Here is a 17,274-nt window from a genome sequence, read left to right as displayed (position 1 = left end):
GCAGGCCTAGGCGCCAGCAGCCTCTGCAAATACAGCGAGCTCAATCTCGGGCTCGTCCCCGCCGCTGAACCAGTCGATCTCTTCAGCGAGGACCGCAGCTGTCACCAAAAGCTCGTGACGACGAATGTCGTCCAAGTTCGGTGGAGTCCAGCGGATTTTCAGGCTGATCCGGTCGGTGACGTCGAGACCCGCTTCCTTGCGCGTTTGCTGAATATTGCGAATCAGATCGCGCGCGGCGCCCTCGGCTTCGAGTTCGGGTGTGACCGTGGTGTCAAGCACGACGACAAGCTGCTGAGCGTCGAGCACTGAGGTTGTGCTGGGGTCGGCGGGTTGCAGGCTCAACTGGAACTCGCCCTCGCGCAGCTGGTGCCTGCCTGCAACAACGGTGCCATCCGGTTCGGAACGCCAATCACCCGAACGAGCAGCGGCGAATACCTCTTGGGCTGCGCCGCCCAGTCGGGGCCCGAGCGCGGATCCCTCAGGACGCAACACGAGTGTCGCCACCGCGCCCAACTGGTCGCTCAGCACAACTTCTGCGACGTTGATTTCTTCCGCCAGCAAGAAAGCGAACGGTTCAAGCTGCTCGGCCCCCGCACCGGCCACCGTGACGCGCCGCAACGGCAACCGCACTCGCAAGCCTGCGTCCTCGCGTACCCGCAACGCAGCGGAGGCAGCAGCGCGCACAGCGTCCATGCGCTCGACCAGTGCTGGGTCCCACGGCAGCGTGGCCGGATCCGGCCAGTCGCTCAGATGCACGCTGTCGCCGCCGGTCAGCCCGCCGTAGATCTCTTCGGCGATCATCGGCAGCAGCGGGGCCGCCATGGATGAGAAGATCTGCAACACCGTGTACAGGGTGTCGAAGGCGTCAAGATCGCCGGTCGGCCGGCCGTCACCCACAGGCGAAGCAATCGCGGCCTCACCCCAGAATCGACCACGGCTACGGCGGATGTACCAGTTGTTGAGGGCGTCGATGAAGGCCTGCAGCTCGGCGGTCGCGCCAGGGAGGTCGTAGGCGTCGAAGCTGGCCGTGACCGACTCCAGCGTGGCTCTGGTCTTGGCCAGCAGGTAGCGATCCAGCACGTTGTCCGAATCGACACGGAACTGCGCCTCGTAGCCGTCCGCGTTCGCATATAGCGTGAAGAACGCGTACGCGTTCCAAATTGGGATCAGAACTTGACGGGCGACCTCATCGATGCCGGCGTCAGAAATGCGTGTGTCACCGCCGCGAACGATGTTTGTCGCCATCAGGTACCAACGCAGGGCGTCTGAGCCCTGGTTGGCGAAGATGTCGCTGGGTTCGGTGTAGTTCCGCAACCGCTTGGACAGCTTGTTGCCGTCAGCCGCCAGCAAGATCCCATGGCAGATCACGTTCTGGAACGCCGGCTGGGAGAACAGCGCTCCCGCCAGGACATGGAGCGTGTAGAACCAGCCGCGCGTCTGGTTGATGTACTCCACGATGAAGTCGGCGGGAAAGTTGTTCTCGAACCATTCGGAGTTCTCGAACGGGTAGTGCACTGCCGCGAATGGCATCGAACCCGATTCGAACCAGCAGTCGAGCACTTCGGGCACCCGCCGCATCGTCGAGCGGCCTGTGGGGTCGTCGGGATTGGTTCGCGTCAGCTCATCGATGAAGGGCCGATGCAGGTCAATCGGGCGCACGCCGAAATCAGCTTCAAGCTCGTCGAGGCTGCCGTAGACGTCAATACGGGGGTATTCGGGATCGTCGCTGACCCAGATCGGGATGGGCGAACCCCAGAATCGGTTGCGGCTGATCGACCAGTCGCGGGCGCCCGCCAACCACTGCCCGAACCGGCCGTCGCGAACGTGGTCGGGCACCCAGTTGATCTGCTGGTTGGTCTGCGCCAAGCGATCCGAGATCGCCGTGACCTTGACGTACCACGAACTGATGGCCTTGTAGATGATCGGCGTGTCGGTGCGCCAGCAGTGCGGGTAGTTGTGCTCGTAGCTGTCGTGTCTCAGCACCCGGTCGCGACTCTTCAGCTCCGTGATGATCTGCGGATTCGCCTCGAAGACGTTGAGGGTCGCCCACGGCGACACTGGCTCGGTGAAGCAACCGCGATCATCCACCGGGACGGCATCGCCGATCTCTATGCCGTCGGCTTCGCAGATGATCTGATCGTCCTCGCCAAAGCCTGGCGCCAAGTGAACAACGCCGGTGCCCTCTGAAGTGTCCACGAAGTCGCCGTTGAGCACCCGGAAGGCTTCGCTGCGATGGTCGAAGAACTCGAACATCGGCGCGTAGCGACGCCCCGCCAGCTCAGCGCCGCTCAGCGTTCCGACTACCGTGAACGGCTCAAGGTCTGCGGCATAGTGCTCGAGACAGTCAGATGCGAGCACGTAGCGACCAGAACCGAGCGCCGGAGATTCCACAACGGCATAGGTGATATCCCCGCCGACGGCGATCGCCAGATTGGAAGGCAGGGTCCATGGCGTCGTCGTCCACGCCAGCAGCCGAAGGGGCCCGTGTGTGGCGCTTGCGCCGGCTGCGCCCGCTGTGTCGCTGGCGCCGGCTGTGTCGCTTGCGCCGGCTGCGCCAGCCGTGTCACCGGCGTCATCAAGCTCGAACCAGACCGTGATGGCGGGATCCTGGCGTGGCCTTGTGGCGTCGTCGAGCCGGATCTCGAAATTGGACAGTGGGGTCTCGGCGCCCCACGAGTACGGCATGACCCGGAATGCCTGGTAGACGAGGCCCTGATCCCAGAGTCGCTTGAACGCCCACATGACCGATTCCATGTAGGGCAAATCCATCGTCTTGTAGTCGTTGTCGAAGTCCACCCATCGGGCTTGTCGCGTGATGGTCTTGCGCCATTCGGCGGTGTACCGCAGCACCGAGTCGCGACACTGGGCATTGAAACGCTCGATACCGAATTCGGTGATGGCGGCCCGCCCGCTCACGCCGAGTTCACGTTCGGTCTCCATCTCGGCGGGCAGCCCATGGCAGTCCCAGCCGAATCGCCGGTTGACACGGTGGCCGCGCATCGTCTGGTAACGGGGGATTACATCCTTGACGTAGCCGGTCAGCAGGTGACCGTGGTGGGGCAAACCGTTCGCAAAAGGAGGTCCGTCGTAGAAGACGAACTCGTCGTCCGTGGGGCGGTTGGAGATCGACGCCTCGAAGGTTCCCTCGTCCTGCCAGCGCGCAAGGATTCTCTCCTCGATTCGAGGGAAATCAGGTTGGGCAGATACACGTGGGTACAAGGTGTCAGTCGGCTCTCGCATCACCAGGGCCTCCTGCAGGCTGTGTCATCGTCCCAGCGATGGTGCGGGCTGGCCCACGAGATGGTGAGGGTACCCCTGGAACACGGAAATCGACGGAGCCCATATCCGCCACCCGCTTCGAGGAGTGGAGACCTAGACTGCCGCTTCGCTGAGCAGGGGAGGGGCCATGGCTACTGCGAAGAAGGCTGCTGCCCGCAAGACTGCCGCGAAGAAGGCTCCGGCACCCAAGAATGCCGCGAACCCTTCCGGCGCCAATGCTGCTGCAAAGAAGACTGACGCCCGCAAGACTGACGCCCGCAAGACTGACGCCCGCAAGACCGGCGCCCGTGAGGCTGACGCCCGCAAGACTGACGCCCGCAAGACCGGCGCCCGTGAGGCTGACGCCCGCAAGACTGACGCCCGCAAGACTGGCGCCGCCTCAAAGACAGCTGCGAAGAAGACCGCACCACGCCGCAAACCAGCGAAGCCGCGTTTTGGCGCAGTGTTCCTGGAGAAGCAGCACCAAGCGCTGCTGGCAGAGCGTCGCCGCTACACCGCGCACGCGGAGCGATACGAAGCCGAAGCCGAGCAGCTTGTCAACGAGCGCGAGCCCGGTGATGTGCAATTCGACGAGGAGTCCGGCGAAGGAGACTCCATCGCCGTCGAGCGTGATCGGGCACTGCAGATCTCTGCTCGAGAACGCGAGGAAATCGCCGAGATTGACGCTGCGCTCGCGCGTATCGAAGACGGCACGTACGGCATCTGCATCGTGTCGGGAAAGCCGATCCCCAAGGAACGCTTAGAGGCCATCCCGCACGCATCAATGCGTGTGGAGGTCAAGAGCAGCGGTCCGGCGTGGCGGCGGCCCTAGCTGGGCCCCAGGTGTTCGCGAACCGGCCGGCTGCCTCACCAGATCGCTTGGCGCGCAATTTCAAGGTCGTGATCTCCTCGCTCGTCGTTCTCTGTATTGACCAGATCACGAAAGCCTGGGCCGTCGTTGCACTCGACGATCGGATCATCGATCTGGTGTGGACGCTGCGCCTGCGACTCGTCCACAACACCGGCTTCGCCTTCTCGGCAGGGAGCGGTCTCGGTCCCGTACTGGCGCTGGCCGCCATCGTGATCATCGGCGTGCTGTGGTCGTCACGTCGGCGCGTCCGAGCAGGATGGGCTGCGAGCGGTCTCGGAGGGATCATTGGCGGGGCACTGGGCAATCTCACCGACCGCTTGTTTCGCGGGGCGGGCTGGGGTCGGGGTGCAGTCGTGGATTTTGTCGATCTTCAGTGGTGGCCGATCTTCAACCTGGCGGACGCCTCGATCACCGTCGGACTCGTCATCGTGCTGTTCCACCTGTATCGCACTGAGAGGCGTTCCCTCCGAACCCCGGAGGGGGCGCCTGAGTGAACGAGCGACGCCGCAGGTTCGAGATCCCCGCCTCCCTGGCAGGGGAACGCCTCGACCGGGCGCTGTCGCTGCTGACAGGGCGGTCACGGTCCGAGACGGCGAAGATGGTGGCCGACGGCTGCGTCCTCATCGACGGCGAGGTGTCGCCCGTGGGTTCGAGACGACTCGCGCCCAACGAGGTGGTCGAGGTGTTGCCGGAGCAGGCTCCCGATGCCGTCATCGAGCGGGAGCCTGAGATCGTCCCGTTCGATGTCCTCTATGCCGATGCCGATGTCGTGGTGGTGAACAAGCCGTCCGGCGTGGTCACCCATCCAGGCAGCGGTCATTCCCACGGAACGCTCGCTGACGCGCTCGTCACGCGGTTCCCCGACATGGCCGAAGTCGGTCAACCTGACAGGCCGGGCATCGTGCACCGGCTTGATCGGGGGACGAGCGGGGCTCTGGTGTGCGCCCGCAGCCCACTGGCATACGAAGGCCTTATCGAACAGATCTCGCGGCGAGAGGTTCGCCGGATCTACGCAGCCCTGGCACGCGGACACCCGCCCTCGCCCAGAGGCACCATCGATGCCCGCATCGGCCGAGATCCTCACAACCGCACGTTGATGGCGGTGATGGCCACCGGACGCGAGGCTCGCACGCACTACAGCACCGTTGAGCTCTTCACGTACCCCGTCGAGGCATCCCTGCTTCGCTGCCAGCTCTCCACGGGTCGGACGCATCAGATCCGGGTGCATCTGGCCAGTATCGGGTTGCCCCTGCTCGGGGACCTCGCCTACGGCGTGCCCGATCCCTTCGGCATCAGCCGTCCGCTGTTGCATGCATCGCAGCTGACATTCCAACACCCCGCCTCGGGTGCCGAGATGAGCGTTGCCGCTCCGATGCCCGCAGACTTCGTCGAAGCACTGCGAGAGTTCGGTTCGGACCCGTCGGCATTCTCGATGAACTGAATGTACGAACTGAGCGGCCGAACTGAACGGGCGAAATCAGCCGGCGAAATCAGCCGGCGAACTGAGTCGCTACGGCGTCTCGAAGGCGATTCCGGGCCACGGCGCGCGGCCGCGGGCCACCTCTGCCACAGCAGCGAGGCTGTAGGAATCGAGTTCGGCGCGCATGCGATGCCCGACTGAGTCCCAGATCGCGAGCAGCACGCATTGCCCCTCGTGGTCACAGGCGCCGTCCTGATGGGGCTGGCCGAAATCGCCGAGGGCGATCGGGCCGTCGACGGCCCGAACGATCATCCCGATCGTGATCTCGGAAGGGTCGCGTGCCATCACGTACCCACCTCCGACACCGCGCTTGGAGCGGACCAACCCGGCCCCCTTGAGCGCCAGCAAGATCTGCTCTAGGTACGGCTGGGGCAAACCGGTGCGCTCCGCGATGTCGCGCACAGACGTCGGCCTGCCGTTGTCGTTGAGGACCAGGGACAGCAACGCGCGGCTTGCGTAGTCTCCCCGCGTCGAGACCGCCACGGTGGCAGCGTAGCCCCGCCTCCGCGGGTGCTCCTAGGGTCGGCGCCATGGACAGTGCCCTCGGCAGCGCCATCGACAGCGAGCCGCTGGTACTCGAGCGTGTCCTTCCCGCTTACGGCGGTCGTTGCATCACTGAGGTGATGCCGGGTCTCCTCGCCGGCGTAGAGACGGAACTCATCGGCGATCCCGTCGCTTCGGCTCCCACCGTGGTCATGCTGGTGGTCGACGGTCTTGGATGGCATCAGTTGCGCCGCAACAGATCACTGGCCCCGGTGCTCGCAGCAGCTAGCGATCGCACGCCACCTATCACCACCGTTGCGCCGAGCACGACTGCGACGGCCCTGACATCTCTCACAACCGGTGCTGCGCCGAGTGAACACGGCCTTGTCGGGTATCGGGTGCCAACGCCGCTGGGACTACTGAATGCTCTTCGCTGGCGCGCCGGCGGCACCGACGTACGCGCTGCGCTGCCAGCCGACGAACTGCAACCCGTCGTGCCCTTCTGCGGTCAGCCGGCGGCGGTGGTGACGCGGGCGGAGTTTCGCCACAGTGGATTCACCATGGCTCACCTGCGGGGCGGTGCGTTCTGGGGCTGGCGCGAAGCGAACGACATTGCCGAATGCGTCTTGAGCGCAGTTGCCGCGGGATTTCGGCTGGTGTTCGCGTACTACGACACGCTCGACAAGATCGCCCACGAATTCGGACTGGGCGACCACTATCGAGCTGCACTCGCTGAGGTGGAACGCCTCGCCGTTGAATTGCGCACCGGACTGCCTGGCGACACTCCGCTCATCGTCACGGCCGACCACGGCTTCGTCGAAGTGCTCGAACCGCTCGTCATGATCGACCCTGAGGTGACCGAGCTCACTACCGGCTGGTCGGGTGAGGCCAGGATGCTGTGGCTGCACGCTCGCCCAGGTGCGGAACCTCAACTCGCTGGTGCGTGTGACCGATACGCCGCCCTCGCGGAGATCGCTCCCGTGAGCCAAGTGCTGGACGAACGTTGGCTGGGCAAACATGTCTCGAAGGCGGCCAGGGGCCGTCTCGGAGATGTCGCGCTCGTTCCCCGAGGCCTGCAGGCCTTCACCATGCCCGATGAAGACCAGCCGCATCATGGCCTGATCGGCCGGCACGGGGGCTTGACCTCAGAAGAAATGATGGTGCCCTTCGCACTGTTGTAGCCAGGCTCATAACCGGCTGCTGGCTGGCTCTGAAGCGACATGTGCCCAGTGTCTACGGGGCTTTCTTGAGCCTGCGCCGACGGGGATCGCGCCCTCGCCAGATAGCCTTTCGATGGTGGTTGGCGATTCGGTTCAAGACCCAGAACAGGGTGAACTGCTGAATAGCGGACCTCTCACGGAAGACGTCGACGACGAGCCCTTCGTTCCGGAACCGGCGAAGCTCATGCGTATTGGCGGCATGATTCGCAAGTTGCTCGAAGAGGTCCGCCATGCGGAACTCGACGAAGCAGGTCGCGATCGCATGCGCGACGTGTACCACCTGTCCGTCGAGGAACTGGCAACGGCGCTGTCCGAACCGCTCGCTGACGAGCTGAACCGGATTGCGCTGCCGTTCGAAGAGGACATCCCCTCTGGCCCTGAGCTTCGTATCGCTCAGGCCCAACTGGTGGGATGGCTCGAAGGATTGTTCCACGGCATCCAAGCTGCAGTGTCGGCGCAGCAGATGATGGCTGAGCGGCAACTGCGCAGTATGCGTGGCAATGCCCTCGAAGCCGGCGAGCAGCCCGGTCCAGCGAGGACGGCAGAGCGTGGCGGTGTCTATCTGTGATCGGGGCGAGGTCGGTCGGCGACGGTTGTCGCATGCCTTGCATCGCTGTGGCAGGAGGCGCGTCCGCGCACTGAGCTAGCACTGAAGGATTTGTCTGGCCGGCCGTTGGGGTTCGGTCAACGAGCACCACAGGGGGCGATAACCAAAATGGCGCTCGAGGTTGAGACAAAGGACTGCACCGCACTCAGCGATGCCGAGATCTCCGAGATGGCCGAATTGGTCACGGGTGAGAACGTTCACTTCGATGTCGGGCATCTCTCCAAGCAGCGGGATGCCTGGGTGCTCGTCACCCACGTGCGAGACGGCGTCAAGCTCGCCGCATATGGCTATTGCACACTCGAACGCGTAGGCGGCGATCCCACCGTGTTGATGGGTGCCGGTGCAACACGGCGCTCGGCCCGTCGTGACAGCGCACTGCGTGCGATGGTCACCGATCAACTTCGCCGTGCCGTGCTCGCGTTCCCCGACGAGGACGTGCTGGTGGCCTCCCAGATGGCCGACGCAGCTGCATTCACGGCGTTCAAGCCGCTGGGTCGGGTGGTGCCACGTCCCGGCTACGAGCCCAACGGCGAGGACCGCGCCTGGGGGCGGCGACTCGCAAAGCGATTCGAGGTTCAGGGCGAGTACAAGGCTCGAGAGTTCAAGGTCTATGGCGACGGCGGGCCCTCGTTCGTGCTGAACCACACCGCTCCACGGCCCGAGAAGGTTGATCCGGCGTTGATCGCACTGTTTGACGGCTTCGACACATCAAATGGTGACGCGCTGATCGCTTTCGGGTGGGCCACACGGGAAGATCTCGCGAAACTGCTGTAGCGCTCCCGGCCCATTGGGGTCCCGGGCGGGCTGAGCACTTGGTCCTGTGAGCGGGAATTTCGGCGAACTCGCCCGCCGACGGCGGATGACCCGGCACTTCATGCCGGACCCTGTTGACGATGTGCTCCTGGCGCGGGTCCTCGATGCGGCCCGGCGCGTCCCATCGGCCGGCAACTCGCAGGGTTTCGACTTCGTCGTGCTCAGCGGGGCCTCCCAGACGGCTCGGTACTGGGACGCGACGCTGCCGGCAGATCGTCGGGACAGCTTTCGTTGGGCCAGCTTGGTCGCCTGCCCGGTCCTGATCACCGTCTGGGCGGACCCAGGAGCGTACGTCGAGCGCTACGCAGAGTCCGACAAGGCACACACGGGGCTCGGCGAAGGCTCTGATGCCTGGTCGACGCCGTTCTGGACGGTGGATGCGAGCTTCGCTGCGATGGCGTTGCAGTACGCCGCGATAGACGAAGGTCTCGGAGTGCTGTTTTTCGGCATGTTCGAACACGCCGAAGCAGTTGCTGCGGCGCTCGGCGTCCCGCCGTCGCATGAACCCGTCGGTGTGGTTGCTGTGGGATGGCCTGATCGATCAGCTGAGGCCTCAAGCGGACCCGCAGCGAGCCAGGACAGACCTCGGCGTCCGCTCTTCGCCGAAGCGAACGAACCCGATCCCGAAGCGTTGAACGCGACGGTCGATCGCCCGCTGGTTCATCGGGGCCACTGGCTGGGGCACTGGTAAGTTGCTGCGGGGCGCTGTGCCTGCTCGGCGCCCGGCCCCTGCACTCACCTCGACTTGGGAGGAACGCTGACGTGGGCGAGCAAATCGCGCCGAACGAAGTTGCGCCGAACCAAGTTGCGCCGAACGAAGTTGCGCCGAACCAAGTTGCGCCGAACCAAATCTCCATGGTCGAGTACTTGCAGCTCGGCGACGACCCCCACCTGGTCGCCAACGTCTGCGATGCCTGTGGGGTCACCTACTTCGATCGTCGGAATGCATGTGCCGCGTGCGGGGCTCGCGAGTTTTCGACGACCCGGCTCGCCAACACGGGCGCGGTGCGGGCGTTCACGATCGTGCACCGCGCTGCGCGGGGAGTGCCGGCTCCGTATGTGTCCGCGGTGGTCGATCTCGACGGAGGCGGGCGCGTGAAGAGCAACATCGTCAATGTCGAACCCACGCCCGAGAACGTGAGCCTCGGGATGCGCGTGCGCCTCGCAACCTACGTGGCCACTACCGACGACGAAGGCAACGAAGCCGTTGCTTTTGGATACGAGCCTTCGCCAGCCTGAGGGCTCCAGCAGGGCCGCTGATAGCGACACCGATCCGACCGCATAGCGACCGCATTCGACACAGACAACATTCGACACAGACAACATTCGACACAGACAACATTCGACCCAGACAACCAACAGCACCGCCATTCATCACAGGAGAGCAGCCATGAGCAATCAGGACCCCGTCTGGATTCTCGGCACATCCATGACCAAGTTCGGCCGGTACGCCGACAAAGACCTGATCGACCTTGCAGCGCAAGCCTCGCTGGGAGCACTGGACGACGGCGGGGTGACCATGGCCGACATGGACGTCCTGGCGGCGGGCTGCCTCTACGAAGCCAACGGCGGCGTCGGACAGCGCCTCCAGAAGCAGATCGGCCAGACCGGCATTCCCGTCTACAACGTGGCCAACGCCTGCGCTACCGGCGCCACGGCGGTCCGCACCGTGATGATGGCGATCAAATCCGGTGAGGCGCAGATGGGCCTTGTTGTGGGCGTCGAGCAGATGGGCAAGATGGGCATGCTCGGTGGCGATCGGGCCGCCCGCTCCGACAAGAACGTCTTCGAGCGCAAGGGCCGCTTCGGCTCCGTGGTCGGTGTCGAGGGGCGCTTGGGCACCAACATGATGCCGGGCGTGTTTGCCCAGGCCGGCATGGAGTACGCCTACGAGAACGATGGCGTGGGTTTCGAGCAATTCGCCAAGGTGGCTCAGAAGAACCACGAGCACTCGACGCTGAACCCGCTGGCGCAGTACCGCAAGGCGTTCACGCTGGAAGAGGTCATGGGTTCTGAGGTGATTGCCTACCCGAACACGCTGTTGATGTGCTGCCCCACCGGCGACGGCTCTGCTGCAGTGGTGCTGGTGTCGGATGAGAAGCTGCGGACGCTGCCACTTGAGCAGCAACGACGCGCCGTCAAGGTCTCGGCTTCGGTGCTGACCTCAGATCCCTGGACCGAGGGCTGCCAGGTCCAGCCTGATGTCAACACGCTGACCCGCAATGCAGCCGACGCTGCTTACGAGGACTCGGGCGTCGACCCAGCCGATCTTGACCTCGTGGAGCTGCATGACTGCTTCGCGACGGCCGAGCTGCGTCACTACGACAACCTGCGCCTGTGCGAGCCCGGCGGCGCCGGCGAGTGGATCGACCGGGGTGGTCCGTGGCGTGATGGCGAGATCCCCGTCAACGTGTCAGGCGGCCTGCTGTCGAAAGGGCACCCGATCGGCGCTACCGGCGTGGCCAACCTGTTCGAGGTTGCCACCCACGTCCGAGGCGAGGCCGGCGACCGTCAGGTCCCCGATGCCAAGGTCGGTCTGGCCCACGTCATCGGCCTCGGCTCCAGCTGCGGCGTCCACATCCTGGAGCGCTCGGGCCTCTAGACCCAGCGCGACCATTGGATTCAGGCGCTCAGGCCTCTAGCCCGAACGCGCCCGTCAGCTACCGGCGCTCAAGCCTGCGCGGAATTCACTGGGTTCCGGCACGAGTGCGTCGCTACGTTCGCGCGAGGGCCAGCCTCTCCAGGTGGGAAGCGCCTTTCGGACTCGGCCACCACCCGGCTGAGGCTGGCCTCTTTGGCAAGCGTACTTCGTCGGGCCCGGTAGGGAGTCTCAGTTATTGAATGCTTCGAGCGTGGGCGTCAGCTCGTCGAGGTATTGCAGCGTCTCGTCTGCCGAGGGCAGGTCGAAGTTCACCGGCGTGAGCACGAATTGGCTGACTCCCGCTTCGGCGTAGGACTCGAGCCGGTCCAGACGCGGCCGTCCCCAGATGTAGAGCGTGATGGGAATGTCGTCGGCGTCGTCGCGCCCTGCTTCGGCGGCGAGTCGGCGGAATCGCTCGATGCCGCCGACCACGTCGGGCTTGCCGGTCACGTTCATCACGCCGACATCGATGGGACACCATTCATCTGCGTACTCCGCTGCGTGCCCGATGCCGAGTGGGCCCGCATTGCCGAGCGCGATCGGAACCGAGCCATTCGCCGGCTTGGGGTAGATCCACGACTCGCTGTGGCTGTCCCATCGGCCGTCCAAGGCCGGTACCGGATCGTTCCCCCAGATGGACCGCATGGCAGCCACACGCTCGCGCATGGCGCCGTAGCGCTGGCGGAACGGCATGTCGGGTCGATGATCGGCCAGTTCCTCGGAGTTCCAACCGACGCCGATGCCGAGCACGACACGCCCGTCCGACAGCACATCGGTCGACGCCACGGTCCGAGCGAGGTCGATGAGGTCGTGCTGCAGGATGAGGCAGATGCCCGTGCCCAGCTTGATGGACGAAGTCCGCGCAGCCGCGACACCCATGGAAACGAACGGGTCCATCATGTGGAAATAGGTCCCCGGCAGCTGCCCGCCATTGGGGTACGGGCTCTGGCGAGAGGTCGGGATGTGGGTGTGCTCGGGGTACCAGACCGAGTAGTAGCCCCGTTCTTCGAGCTCTTGGGCCAGATCGCCTGGGTCGATGCCGCCGTGATGATTGCCAGTGAGGTACCCGAATTTCATGGCGCGCAGCCTAAGGAGTCGCGCGGGTAGGCGGCCGATGGCGTCGCCAGACTCTGGACGACCGCCGGTTCAAGGTGTCCTCCGGCACCTGCTCGCTCGGGTCCTTGGGTGCCGTTACTGGAACTTGATGTAGCGGTTGCGGCCGAAGTCGCCGTTCATGTGGCCGTTTGAACCGCTGTGGGTTCGTTGGAGACGCAGGGGTTTGGTCATGGCGGGTTGCCTCCTCGCTCGGTGCTGTCGGGTTCGCCGCGGGGCCTTGCCGGGCTGGTGTTCTCCGCGGCGCCGTTTGCGCTGGCGGGTTCGCTGCGGGGTCTCGCCGGGCTCGTGTTCCTTATGGCCCCGTCGGTGCTGTCGGGTTCGCCGCGGGGTTCGGTGTCCCAGCGGCCGGTGGTGGGGTGTCGACGCAGTCGCTGGTTGTGTTCGTGCAGGCCGTTGTGGCAGTCGTCGCACAGTGCTGCGAGGTTGGGAGGGTCTGTGGTGCCGCCGTCGGCGTTCCATTCGTCAATGTGGTGGTACTCACAGCGATGCATCGGGGCGCGGCACAGAACACAGCCGCGGTCGCGTATGGCGACGGCGAGCTGTTGGGCTGCGGTGGCGAGCCGTCGGCTGCGCCCGAGCCACAGCGGCTGGCCTGCGGTGTCGAACAGTGCGCCGCTGATGCGTGTGTCGGGCGAGAGGTTGTTGAGGATCTCGGCCGGTACGGGCCCGACGCCGAGGGCTTCACATCGTCCGTGGGGTGTGGTGCCGTCGATGACGCCGATCTCGGCGACGATGACGAGCTGGTTGGGTGCTTGGGCAGGCCGCCAGCGCTGGATCGAGCGGCCCGCGGCGCCGACCGGCACGGTCTCGCTGTGTGTGGGGGGTGTCGCATCGCTGCGTTGCGGGCTGTGGTCGCCATCGCAGCGGTGTTCGTGCTCGCCGCGGCCATCACGGTCGCGCTCGCCATCGCTTGTGCCGCTGCGGTCATGTCGGGCATCGCCAGTACGCCCGGGATCGGCAATGTCACGGCCCGGGTCGGTGTCGGTGCTGTTGGGGGAGTGGTGCTGTGCCTGTGGCGTTGGGGCCGTGGGGTGGTCGATGGTGACCAAAGCGTTACGGTCGGTGAGCATCTCGAAGACGGCGTCCGCGAGGCGTTGTTTGTTGTCGCGGATCTGGTTGGGTGTGCCGTCGCGTCCGCCGTCTTGTCGCCACAGGGCGTTTTTGTAGTTCTCGACTGCCTGTTGGATCAACGCGAAGCTGATCGGGTCCAAGCGGGCGTTGAGCACTCCCATGCCGCTGGTGTGGTCGACGAACAATGCGGCGCTGCGTTCGCGGCGTTGGCGCGCAAGCACTGATCGCACCGCGTCGGGGTCATAGCGGGCGACGAAGTCGCGGGCGTCGCGGCGCAGAATCTCGGGCGGCACCGCAGCGGCGGTCCCGAGCAGGTCCGCGGCGGTGTCGACGGCATCGGGGCTGGTCTGTCGGGCCGCGTCCGCGAGCACCTCGGCATGCTCGACGGTGAGATCGCCCACCGCGAGGCCGCGCGCCACATTCGGCATCTGCGCGATCTGTTCGCTGTCTTGTGTGGTGCGCTTGGCGTTGCGGCTGCTCTGCCGTGCCCGCTCGCGCAGCGCCGAGCGGCCCGCTCCTGCCTGTGAGGCTTCCAGCGCGGCGGTGGCGCTCAGCAGCATCGCCTGAGCGGCCGAGCGCAGCCGTTCAGCCTGCTCGACCACCTGGGCGAGCGTGTCGCTGGATGCACCCTCGAGCGGGACCAGCGACGCCCGCGCCACTACGTCACGCGCTCCGCGCAGCACCGACAGCACCGACCCCGCCGACAACACCGGCCCCGACGCGGGTACCAGAGTTGGTGGCGTCGAATGGGCGGGCGGCACCGTCCCGGCCTCACGCAGCGACGCACCCACCGCCAGCACAGGTTCGACCGGCGACGCCGACTCGGCCGGCAACGACCTTCCCGCCGGCACGGCGGCTGCAGACTCGCCCGATGGCATCGAACCCGACGCCGATCCGGCCGCCGAATCGCTGCGAATGTCCGTGAACCTCATGACATGGACTGTAAACACACCCTGTTACACGAAAACTCAACCAAGGTCACCCCCGGCAGTTTCCACCAGACAACGAGCTCCGCAGCCGCCACCGACGCCAGACTCTGGGCGACCGCCGGTTCGAGGCGCCCTCCCGCGCCTACTCGCTCGAGTCCTAAGAGGCCGCGCGGATAGGTGACGTCTCGGAAAGTTGCTGTCACGCTGTCTGTGTGCAAATTTGCCGTCTGTGGCGGCATTTCTGCGCAGAGTCCAGGACATCGGGGCTGCCGGGCACTGCCGCCTATCCGCTAAGCCTCTAAGAGGCCGCGCGAATAGGCGACCATCCACCAGTCGTCGGGTTGGGCCCGCTGTGATGCGGGCTGCTGTTCCAACCGACGACATGGTGGAGGTGCCTGCTCATCATGCGCGCTCTGACAAAGGCAGTGGTGGATGTCATCTGGGCGGCAGTCGAGCCGCTTTTGCCCCGCTCGCCGGATCGTCACCCGTTGGGCTGTCACCGGCCCCGCGTGTGCGACCGATTGTGTTTGCGGGGGATCATCTGGCGGCTGGTATTGGGCTGCTCATGGCGGTCCGTGGAGATCCTGTTGGACAACGCGGTGTCCGACACGACGCTGCGGTCACGCCGCGACGAGTGGGTCGCTGCGGGCGTTTTCGACCAGATCGCAGCCGAGGCGATCGCCGCATGGGACCGCATCATGGGCCTGCGACTCGGTGATGTGTGCATCGACGGGTCCGTCCACAAGGCGCCCTGCGGCGGCCCCGGGACCGGCAAAAGCCCTGTCGACAGACGCAAATCGGGCTGGAAGTGGTCCCTCGCGGTCGACGCCGCAGGCGTGCCGGTCGCGTGGTGCGCGGACGGCGCGAACCGCAACGACATCATGCTGTTCGAGCCCACCATGGCCGAGCTCGAACGACAAGGACTGCATCACGACATCGACACCATCCACCTCGACCGCGGCTACTGGGGCGCCCGCGTCGACGCCGCCGCGGACGCGGCCGGGATCTGCGACTTGGCGCGGCCGCCCAAACGCAAACCCAGCGCCGGCCCTGCCGAGCCGGCCACCGCCCCGCTGGGGCTGCGCTGGCATGTCGAGCGCGCCAACTCATGGCTCGCCGGCTACGGGCAGCTCAGACGCAACACCGACCGCCGACCCGAGCACCGCCAAGCCCAGCTCGCCCTCGCCGTCACCTTGATCATCACCCTCAAACTCATCGACCACCACGACCGCGGCAACGGGCCTGTCAGATTTTTTGTGTATCTGGCTGTGGTGGTGTTCATCGGATGTGGTCGGCGATCCGGTCGCCGTAGTGGACGGTGAGTGTGTTGAGGATGGTTTTCCAGCCGTTGGTCTTGCCGATCAGGTTGCCTCCGGTTTTGCGTCGGGCGGTGGCGACAAGGTAGAGGATCTTCATCGCGGCCTGTTCGTTGGGGAAGTGCCCTCGGTGTCTCACGGCTCTTCTGAATCTGGCGTTGAGCGACTCGACGGCGTTGGTGGTGTACACGACGCGGCGCAGCTCGGGCGGGAACTCCAGGAACGGCACGAACTCGTCCCATGCGTGGCGCCAGGAGCGGATCATGGCGGGGTAGGTGTTCTCCCAGTCGTCGGCGAACGCCTCGAAGCGTGCCTCGGCGGCGGCGACGGTGGGCGCGGTGTAGATCTCGCGCATGGCCTTGGTGATCTGGCCCCAGTGCTTCTTTGACGCGTAGCGGAGGCTGTTGCGGACCATGTGCACAACGCAGGTCTGCACCGTGGCGTCGGGCCAGGTGGCCCGGATCGACGTCGGGGAGGCCCCGCAGACCGTCGCAGCACACGATCAAAGCGTCGGCCAGGCCGCGGTTTCGCAGCTCGGTGAGCATCGCAGCCCACTGCTTGGCGCCCTCCCCGCCGGCGGGGCCCAGCCACAGCCCCAGAACGTCGCGCTCGCCTTGAAGATCGACCCCGATGGCCACATACACGGGCCGGTTGGCGACCTGGGAGTCACGGACCTTCACGACGATCGCGTCGATCAGCAGCACCGGATACACCGGATCGAGGGGCCGGTTCTGCCACACCGCCATGTCGGCCACGATCTCGTCGGTGATCTTCGAGATCGTCTCCCGGCTCACCGACGTGTCATAGATCTCGGCCAGGTGCGCCTGGATCTCGCCGGTCGTGAGGCCCTTCGCGTACAGCGAGATCACGTTCCCCGACAGGCCCTCGAGCCGGCGCCGATGCTTGGGGACCGTCACCGGCGCGAACGTGCCCTCTCGGTCGCGAGGCACCGCCAGATCGACCTCGCCGATCTCGGTCTTGACGCGTTTGGGCGTCGACCCGTTGCGCGAGTTCGGCGTCCCGCGTCCCTCGGGGGCATGACGCTCGTAGCCCAGATGCTCGGCCATCTCGACCTCCAGGCCGGTCTGGAGCACCTGGCGCACCAGACCCGTCAGCAGCCCCCCGTCGCCGGTCAGCTCCACGCCCTCAGCACGCGCCCTGGCCACCAGATGCTCGGCCCAGTCCTTCATCGCCGCCTCGCCGGCAGCGTCGCTAGCCGGCAACGCGGACAGATTCTGATCAGTCACAGACATGATCCTTCCCGGCCCACAGCACACAGCTGCGGACCCTCAGACCACGCCCGATACACAAAATTCCGGACAGTCCCCTGGCAACCCCACTGACCCACCTATCCGCTCATCCTCTAAGCCTGAATCCACCGATTGGGTGTTGGCGCGGGTGTGGGTGGCTGGGTTGATGCCGGGTCGGGGTCGTGTGGGGCTAGGTGTCGGGGTCGTTTTGGGTTGTGT

At 65.6% G+C, this 17,274-nt stretch carries 14 protein-coding genes and 1 pseudogene; 10 read left to right on the top strand and 5 right to left on the bottom strand.

What is annotated here, in order from left to right; all coding sequences use genetic code 11:
* Nucleotides 1–6 precede the first annotated feature (6 nt).
* Nucleotides 7–3,240, bottom strand: coding sequence for an isoleucine--tRNA ligase (gene ileS, locus ACPXYO_RS15700; protein ID WP_423922466.1), 3,234 nt, complete (start codon nucleotides 3,238–3,240; stop codon nucleotides 7–9).
* Between the two features lie 166 nt (nucleotides 3,241–3,406).
* Here ileS and ACPXYO_RS15695 point away from each other — a divergent pair, with 166 nt between their 5' ends.
* Genes ACPXYO_RS15695 through ACPXYO_RS15685 form a run of 3 tightly spaced genes read left to right on the top strand, consistent with a single transcriptional unit; the run spans nucleotide 3,407 to nucleotide 5,570 of the window.
* Nucleotides 3,407–4,090, top strand: coding sequence for a histone H1-like repetitive region-containing protein (locus ACPXYO_RS15695; protein WP_423922464.1), 684 nt, complete (start codon nucleotides 3,407–3,409; stop codon nucleotides 4,088–4,090).
* 11 nt (nucleotides 4,091–4,101) lie between these two features.
* Entirely contained in the window at nucleotides 4,102–4,623 is a 522-nt protein-coding gene (gene lspA / locus ACPXYO_RS15690) for a signal peptidase II (protein WP_423922461.1), read from the top strand.
* The gene (locus tag ACPXYO_RS15685) at nucleotides 4,620–5,570 is read left to right on the top strand and encodes an RluA family pseudouridine synthase (RefSeq protein ID WP_423922458.1); all 951 of its coding nucleotides are present in this window, start codon (nucleotides 4,620–4,622) and stop codon (nucleotides 5,568–5,570) included. Before lspA ends, ACPXYO_RS15685 begins: the two co-directional genes overlap by 4 nt.
* 69 nt (nucleotides 5,571–5,639) lie before the next feature.
* Here the strand turns inward: ACPXYO_RS15685 and ACPXYO_RS15680 are convergent, their stop codons facing one another.
* Nucleotides 5,640–6,092: an RrF2 family transcriptional regulator gene (locus tag ACPXYO_RS15680; protein ID WP_419553195.1), complete on the bottom strand. Its 453-nt coding sequence runs from the start codon at nucleotides 6,090–6,092 to the stop codon at nucleotides 5,640–5,642.
* Between the two features lie 47 nt (nucleotides 6,093–6,139).
* Here ACPXYO_RS15680 and ACPXYO_RS15675 point away from each other — a divergent pair, with 47 nt between their 5' ends.
* The 6 genes from ACPXYO_RS15675 to ACPXYO_RS15650 all read left to right on the top strand — a co-directional run bounded on the left by ACPXYO_RS15675 (nucleotide 6,140) and on the right by ACPXYO_RS15650 (nucleotide 11,334).
* Nucleotides 6,140–7,273, top strand: coding sequence for an alkaline phosphatase family protein (locus ACPXYO_RS15675; protein WP_423922454.1), 1,134 nt, complete (start codon nucleotides 6,140–6,142; stop codon nucleotides 7,271–7,273).
* Nucleotides 7,274–7,385: 112 nt separating this feature from the next.
* Entirely contained in the window at nucleotides 7,386–7,880 is a 495-nt protein-coding gene (locus tag ACPXYO_RS15670) for a proteasome activator (RefSeq protein ID WP_420623800.1), read from the top strand.
* Nucleotides 7,881–8,027: 147 nt separating this feature from the next.
* Nucleotides 8,028–8,693, top strand: a complete 666-nt coding sequence (locus ACPXYO_RS15665) for a hypothetical protein (RefSeq protein WP_423922450.1) — start codon at nucleotides 8,028–8,030, stop codon at nucleotides 8,691–8,693.
* Nucleotides 8,694–8,739: 46 nt separating this feature from the next.
* Entirely contained in the window at nucleotides 8,740–9,423 is a 684-nt protein-coding gene (locus tag ACPXYO_RS15660; protein ID WP_423922447.1) for a nitroreductase family protein, read from the top strand.
* A 164-nt stretch (nucleotides 9,424–9,587) separates the two neighbouring features.
* Nucleotides 9,588–9,971 carry a Zn-ribbon domain-containing OB-fold protein gene (locus tag ACPXYO_RS15655; protein ID WP_423923891.1) on the top strand — a complete coding sequence of 128 codons (384 nt, stop codon included), beginning with the start codon at nucleotides 9,588–9,590 and terminating at the stop codon, nucleotides 9,969–9,971.
* A gap of 151 nt (nucleotides 9,972–10,122) precedes the next feature.
* Nucleotides 10,123–11,334 (top strand): thiolase family protein, encoded by a 1,212-nt coding sequence (locus ACPXYO_RS15650; protein WP_423922444.1) that lies wholly within the window; start codon nucleotides 10,123–10,125, stop codon nucleotides 11,332–11,334.
* Nucleotides 11,335–11,562: 228 nt separating this feature from the next.
* Here ACPXYO_RS15650 and ACPXYO_RS15645 read toward each other — a convergent pair whose 3' ends face one another.
* The gene (locus ACPXYO_RS15645) at nucleotides 11,563–12,450 is read right to left on the bottom strand and encodes a TIGR03619 family F420-dependent LLM class oxidoreductase (protein WP_423922442.1); all 888 of its coding nucleotides are present in this window, start codon (nucleotides 12,448–12,450) and stop codon (nucleotides 11,563–11,565) included.
* A 206-nt stretch (nucleotides 12,451–12,656) separates the two neighbouring features.
* On the bottom strand, nucleotides 12,657–14,492 hold the full coding sequence (locus tag ACPXYO_RS15640) for a DUF222 domain-containing protein (RefSeq protein ID WP_423922439.1): 1,836 nt from the start codon (nucleotides 14,490–14,492) through the stop codon (nucleotides 12,657–12,659).
* Nucleotides 14,493–14,893: 401 nt separating this feature from the next.
* Here ACPXYO_RS15640 and ACPXYO_RS15635 point away from each other — a divergent pair, with 401 nt between their 5' ends.
* Nucleotides 14,894–15,811, top strand: coding sequence for an IS5 family transposase (locus ACPXYO_RS15635; protein WP_423922436.1), 918 nt, complete (start codon nucleotides 14,894–14,896; stop codon nucleotides 15,809–15,811).
* On the opposite strand, the pseudogene ACPXYO_RS15630 reads toward ACPXYO_RS15635, so the two are convergent.
* A pseudogene (locus tag ACPXYO_RS15630) lies at nucleotides 15,768–17,058 on the bottom strand (IS256 family transposase). The gene ACPXYO_RS15635 and the pseudogene ACPXYO_RS15630 overlap by 44 nt on opposite strands.
* Nucleotides 17,059–17,274: the final 216 nt, after the last annotated feature.

The organism is Candidatus Poriferisodalis sp., assembly GCF_965237655.1.
Classification (GTDB): domain Bacteria; phylum Actinomycetota; class Acidimicrobiia; order Acidimicrobiales; family Poriferisodalaceae; genus Poriferisodalis.
Note: the sequence above shows the minus strand (reverse complement) of the source record. Positions and strands in the feature narration are given on the sequence as shown.

Excerpts from the sequence above, each read along its gene's own strand:
- ileS (WP_423922466.1), bottom strand. The coding sequence starts at position 3,240 with ATGCGAGAGCCGACTGACACCTTGTACCCACGTGTATCTGCCCAACCT.
- ACPXYO_RS15695 (WP_423922464.1), top strand. The coding sequence starts at position 3,407 with ATGGCTACTGCGAAGAAGGCTGCTGCCCGCAAGACTGCCGCGAAGAAG.
- ACPXYO_RS15675 (WP_423922454.1), top strand. The coding sequence starts at position 6,140 with ATGGACAGTGCCCTCGGCAGCGCCATCGACAGCGAGCCGCTGGTACTC.
- ACPXYO_RS15670 (WP_420623800.1), top strand. The coding sequence starts at position 7,386 with ATGGTGGTTGGCGATTCGGTTCAAGACCCAGAACAGGGTGAACTGCTG.
- ACPXYO_RS15665 (WP_423922450.1), top strand. The coding sequence starts at position 8,028 with ATGGCGCTCGAGGTTGAGACAAAGGACTGCACCGCACTCAGCGATGCC.
- ACPXYO_RS15655 (WP_423923891.1), top strand. The coding sequence starts at position 9,588 with ATGGTCGAGTACTTGCAGCTCGGCGACGACCCCCACCTGGTCGCCAAC.
- ACPXYO_RS15650 (WP_423922444.1), top strand. The coding sequence starts at position 10,123 with ATGAGCAATCAGGACCCCGTCTGGATTCTCGGCACATCCATGACCAAG.
- ACPXYO_RS15645 (WP_423922442.1), bottom strand. The coding sequence starts at position 12,450 with ATGAAATTCGGGTACCTCACTGGCAATCATCACGGCGGCATCGACCCA.
- ACPXYO_RS15640 (WP_423922439.1), bottom strand. The coding sequence starts at position 14,492 with ATGAGGTTCACGGACATTCGCAGCGATTCGGCGGCCGGATCGGCGTCG.
- ACPXYO_RS15635 (WP_423922436.1), top strand. The coding sequence starts at position 14,894 with ATGCGCGCTCTGACAAAGGCAGTGGTGGATGTCATCTGGGCGGCAGTC.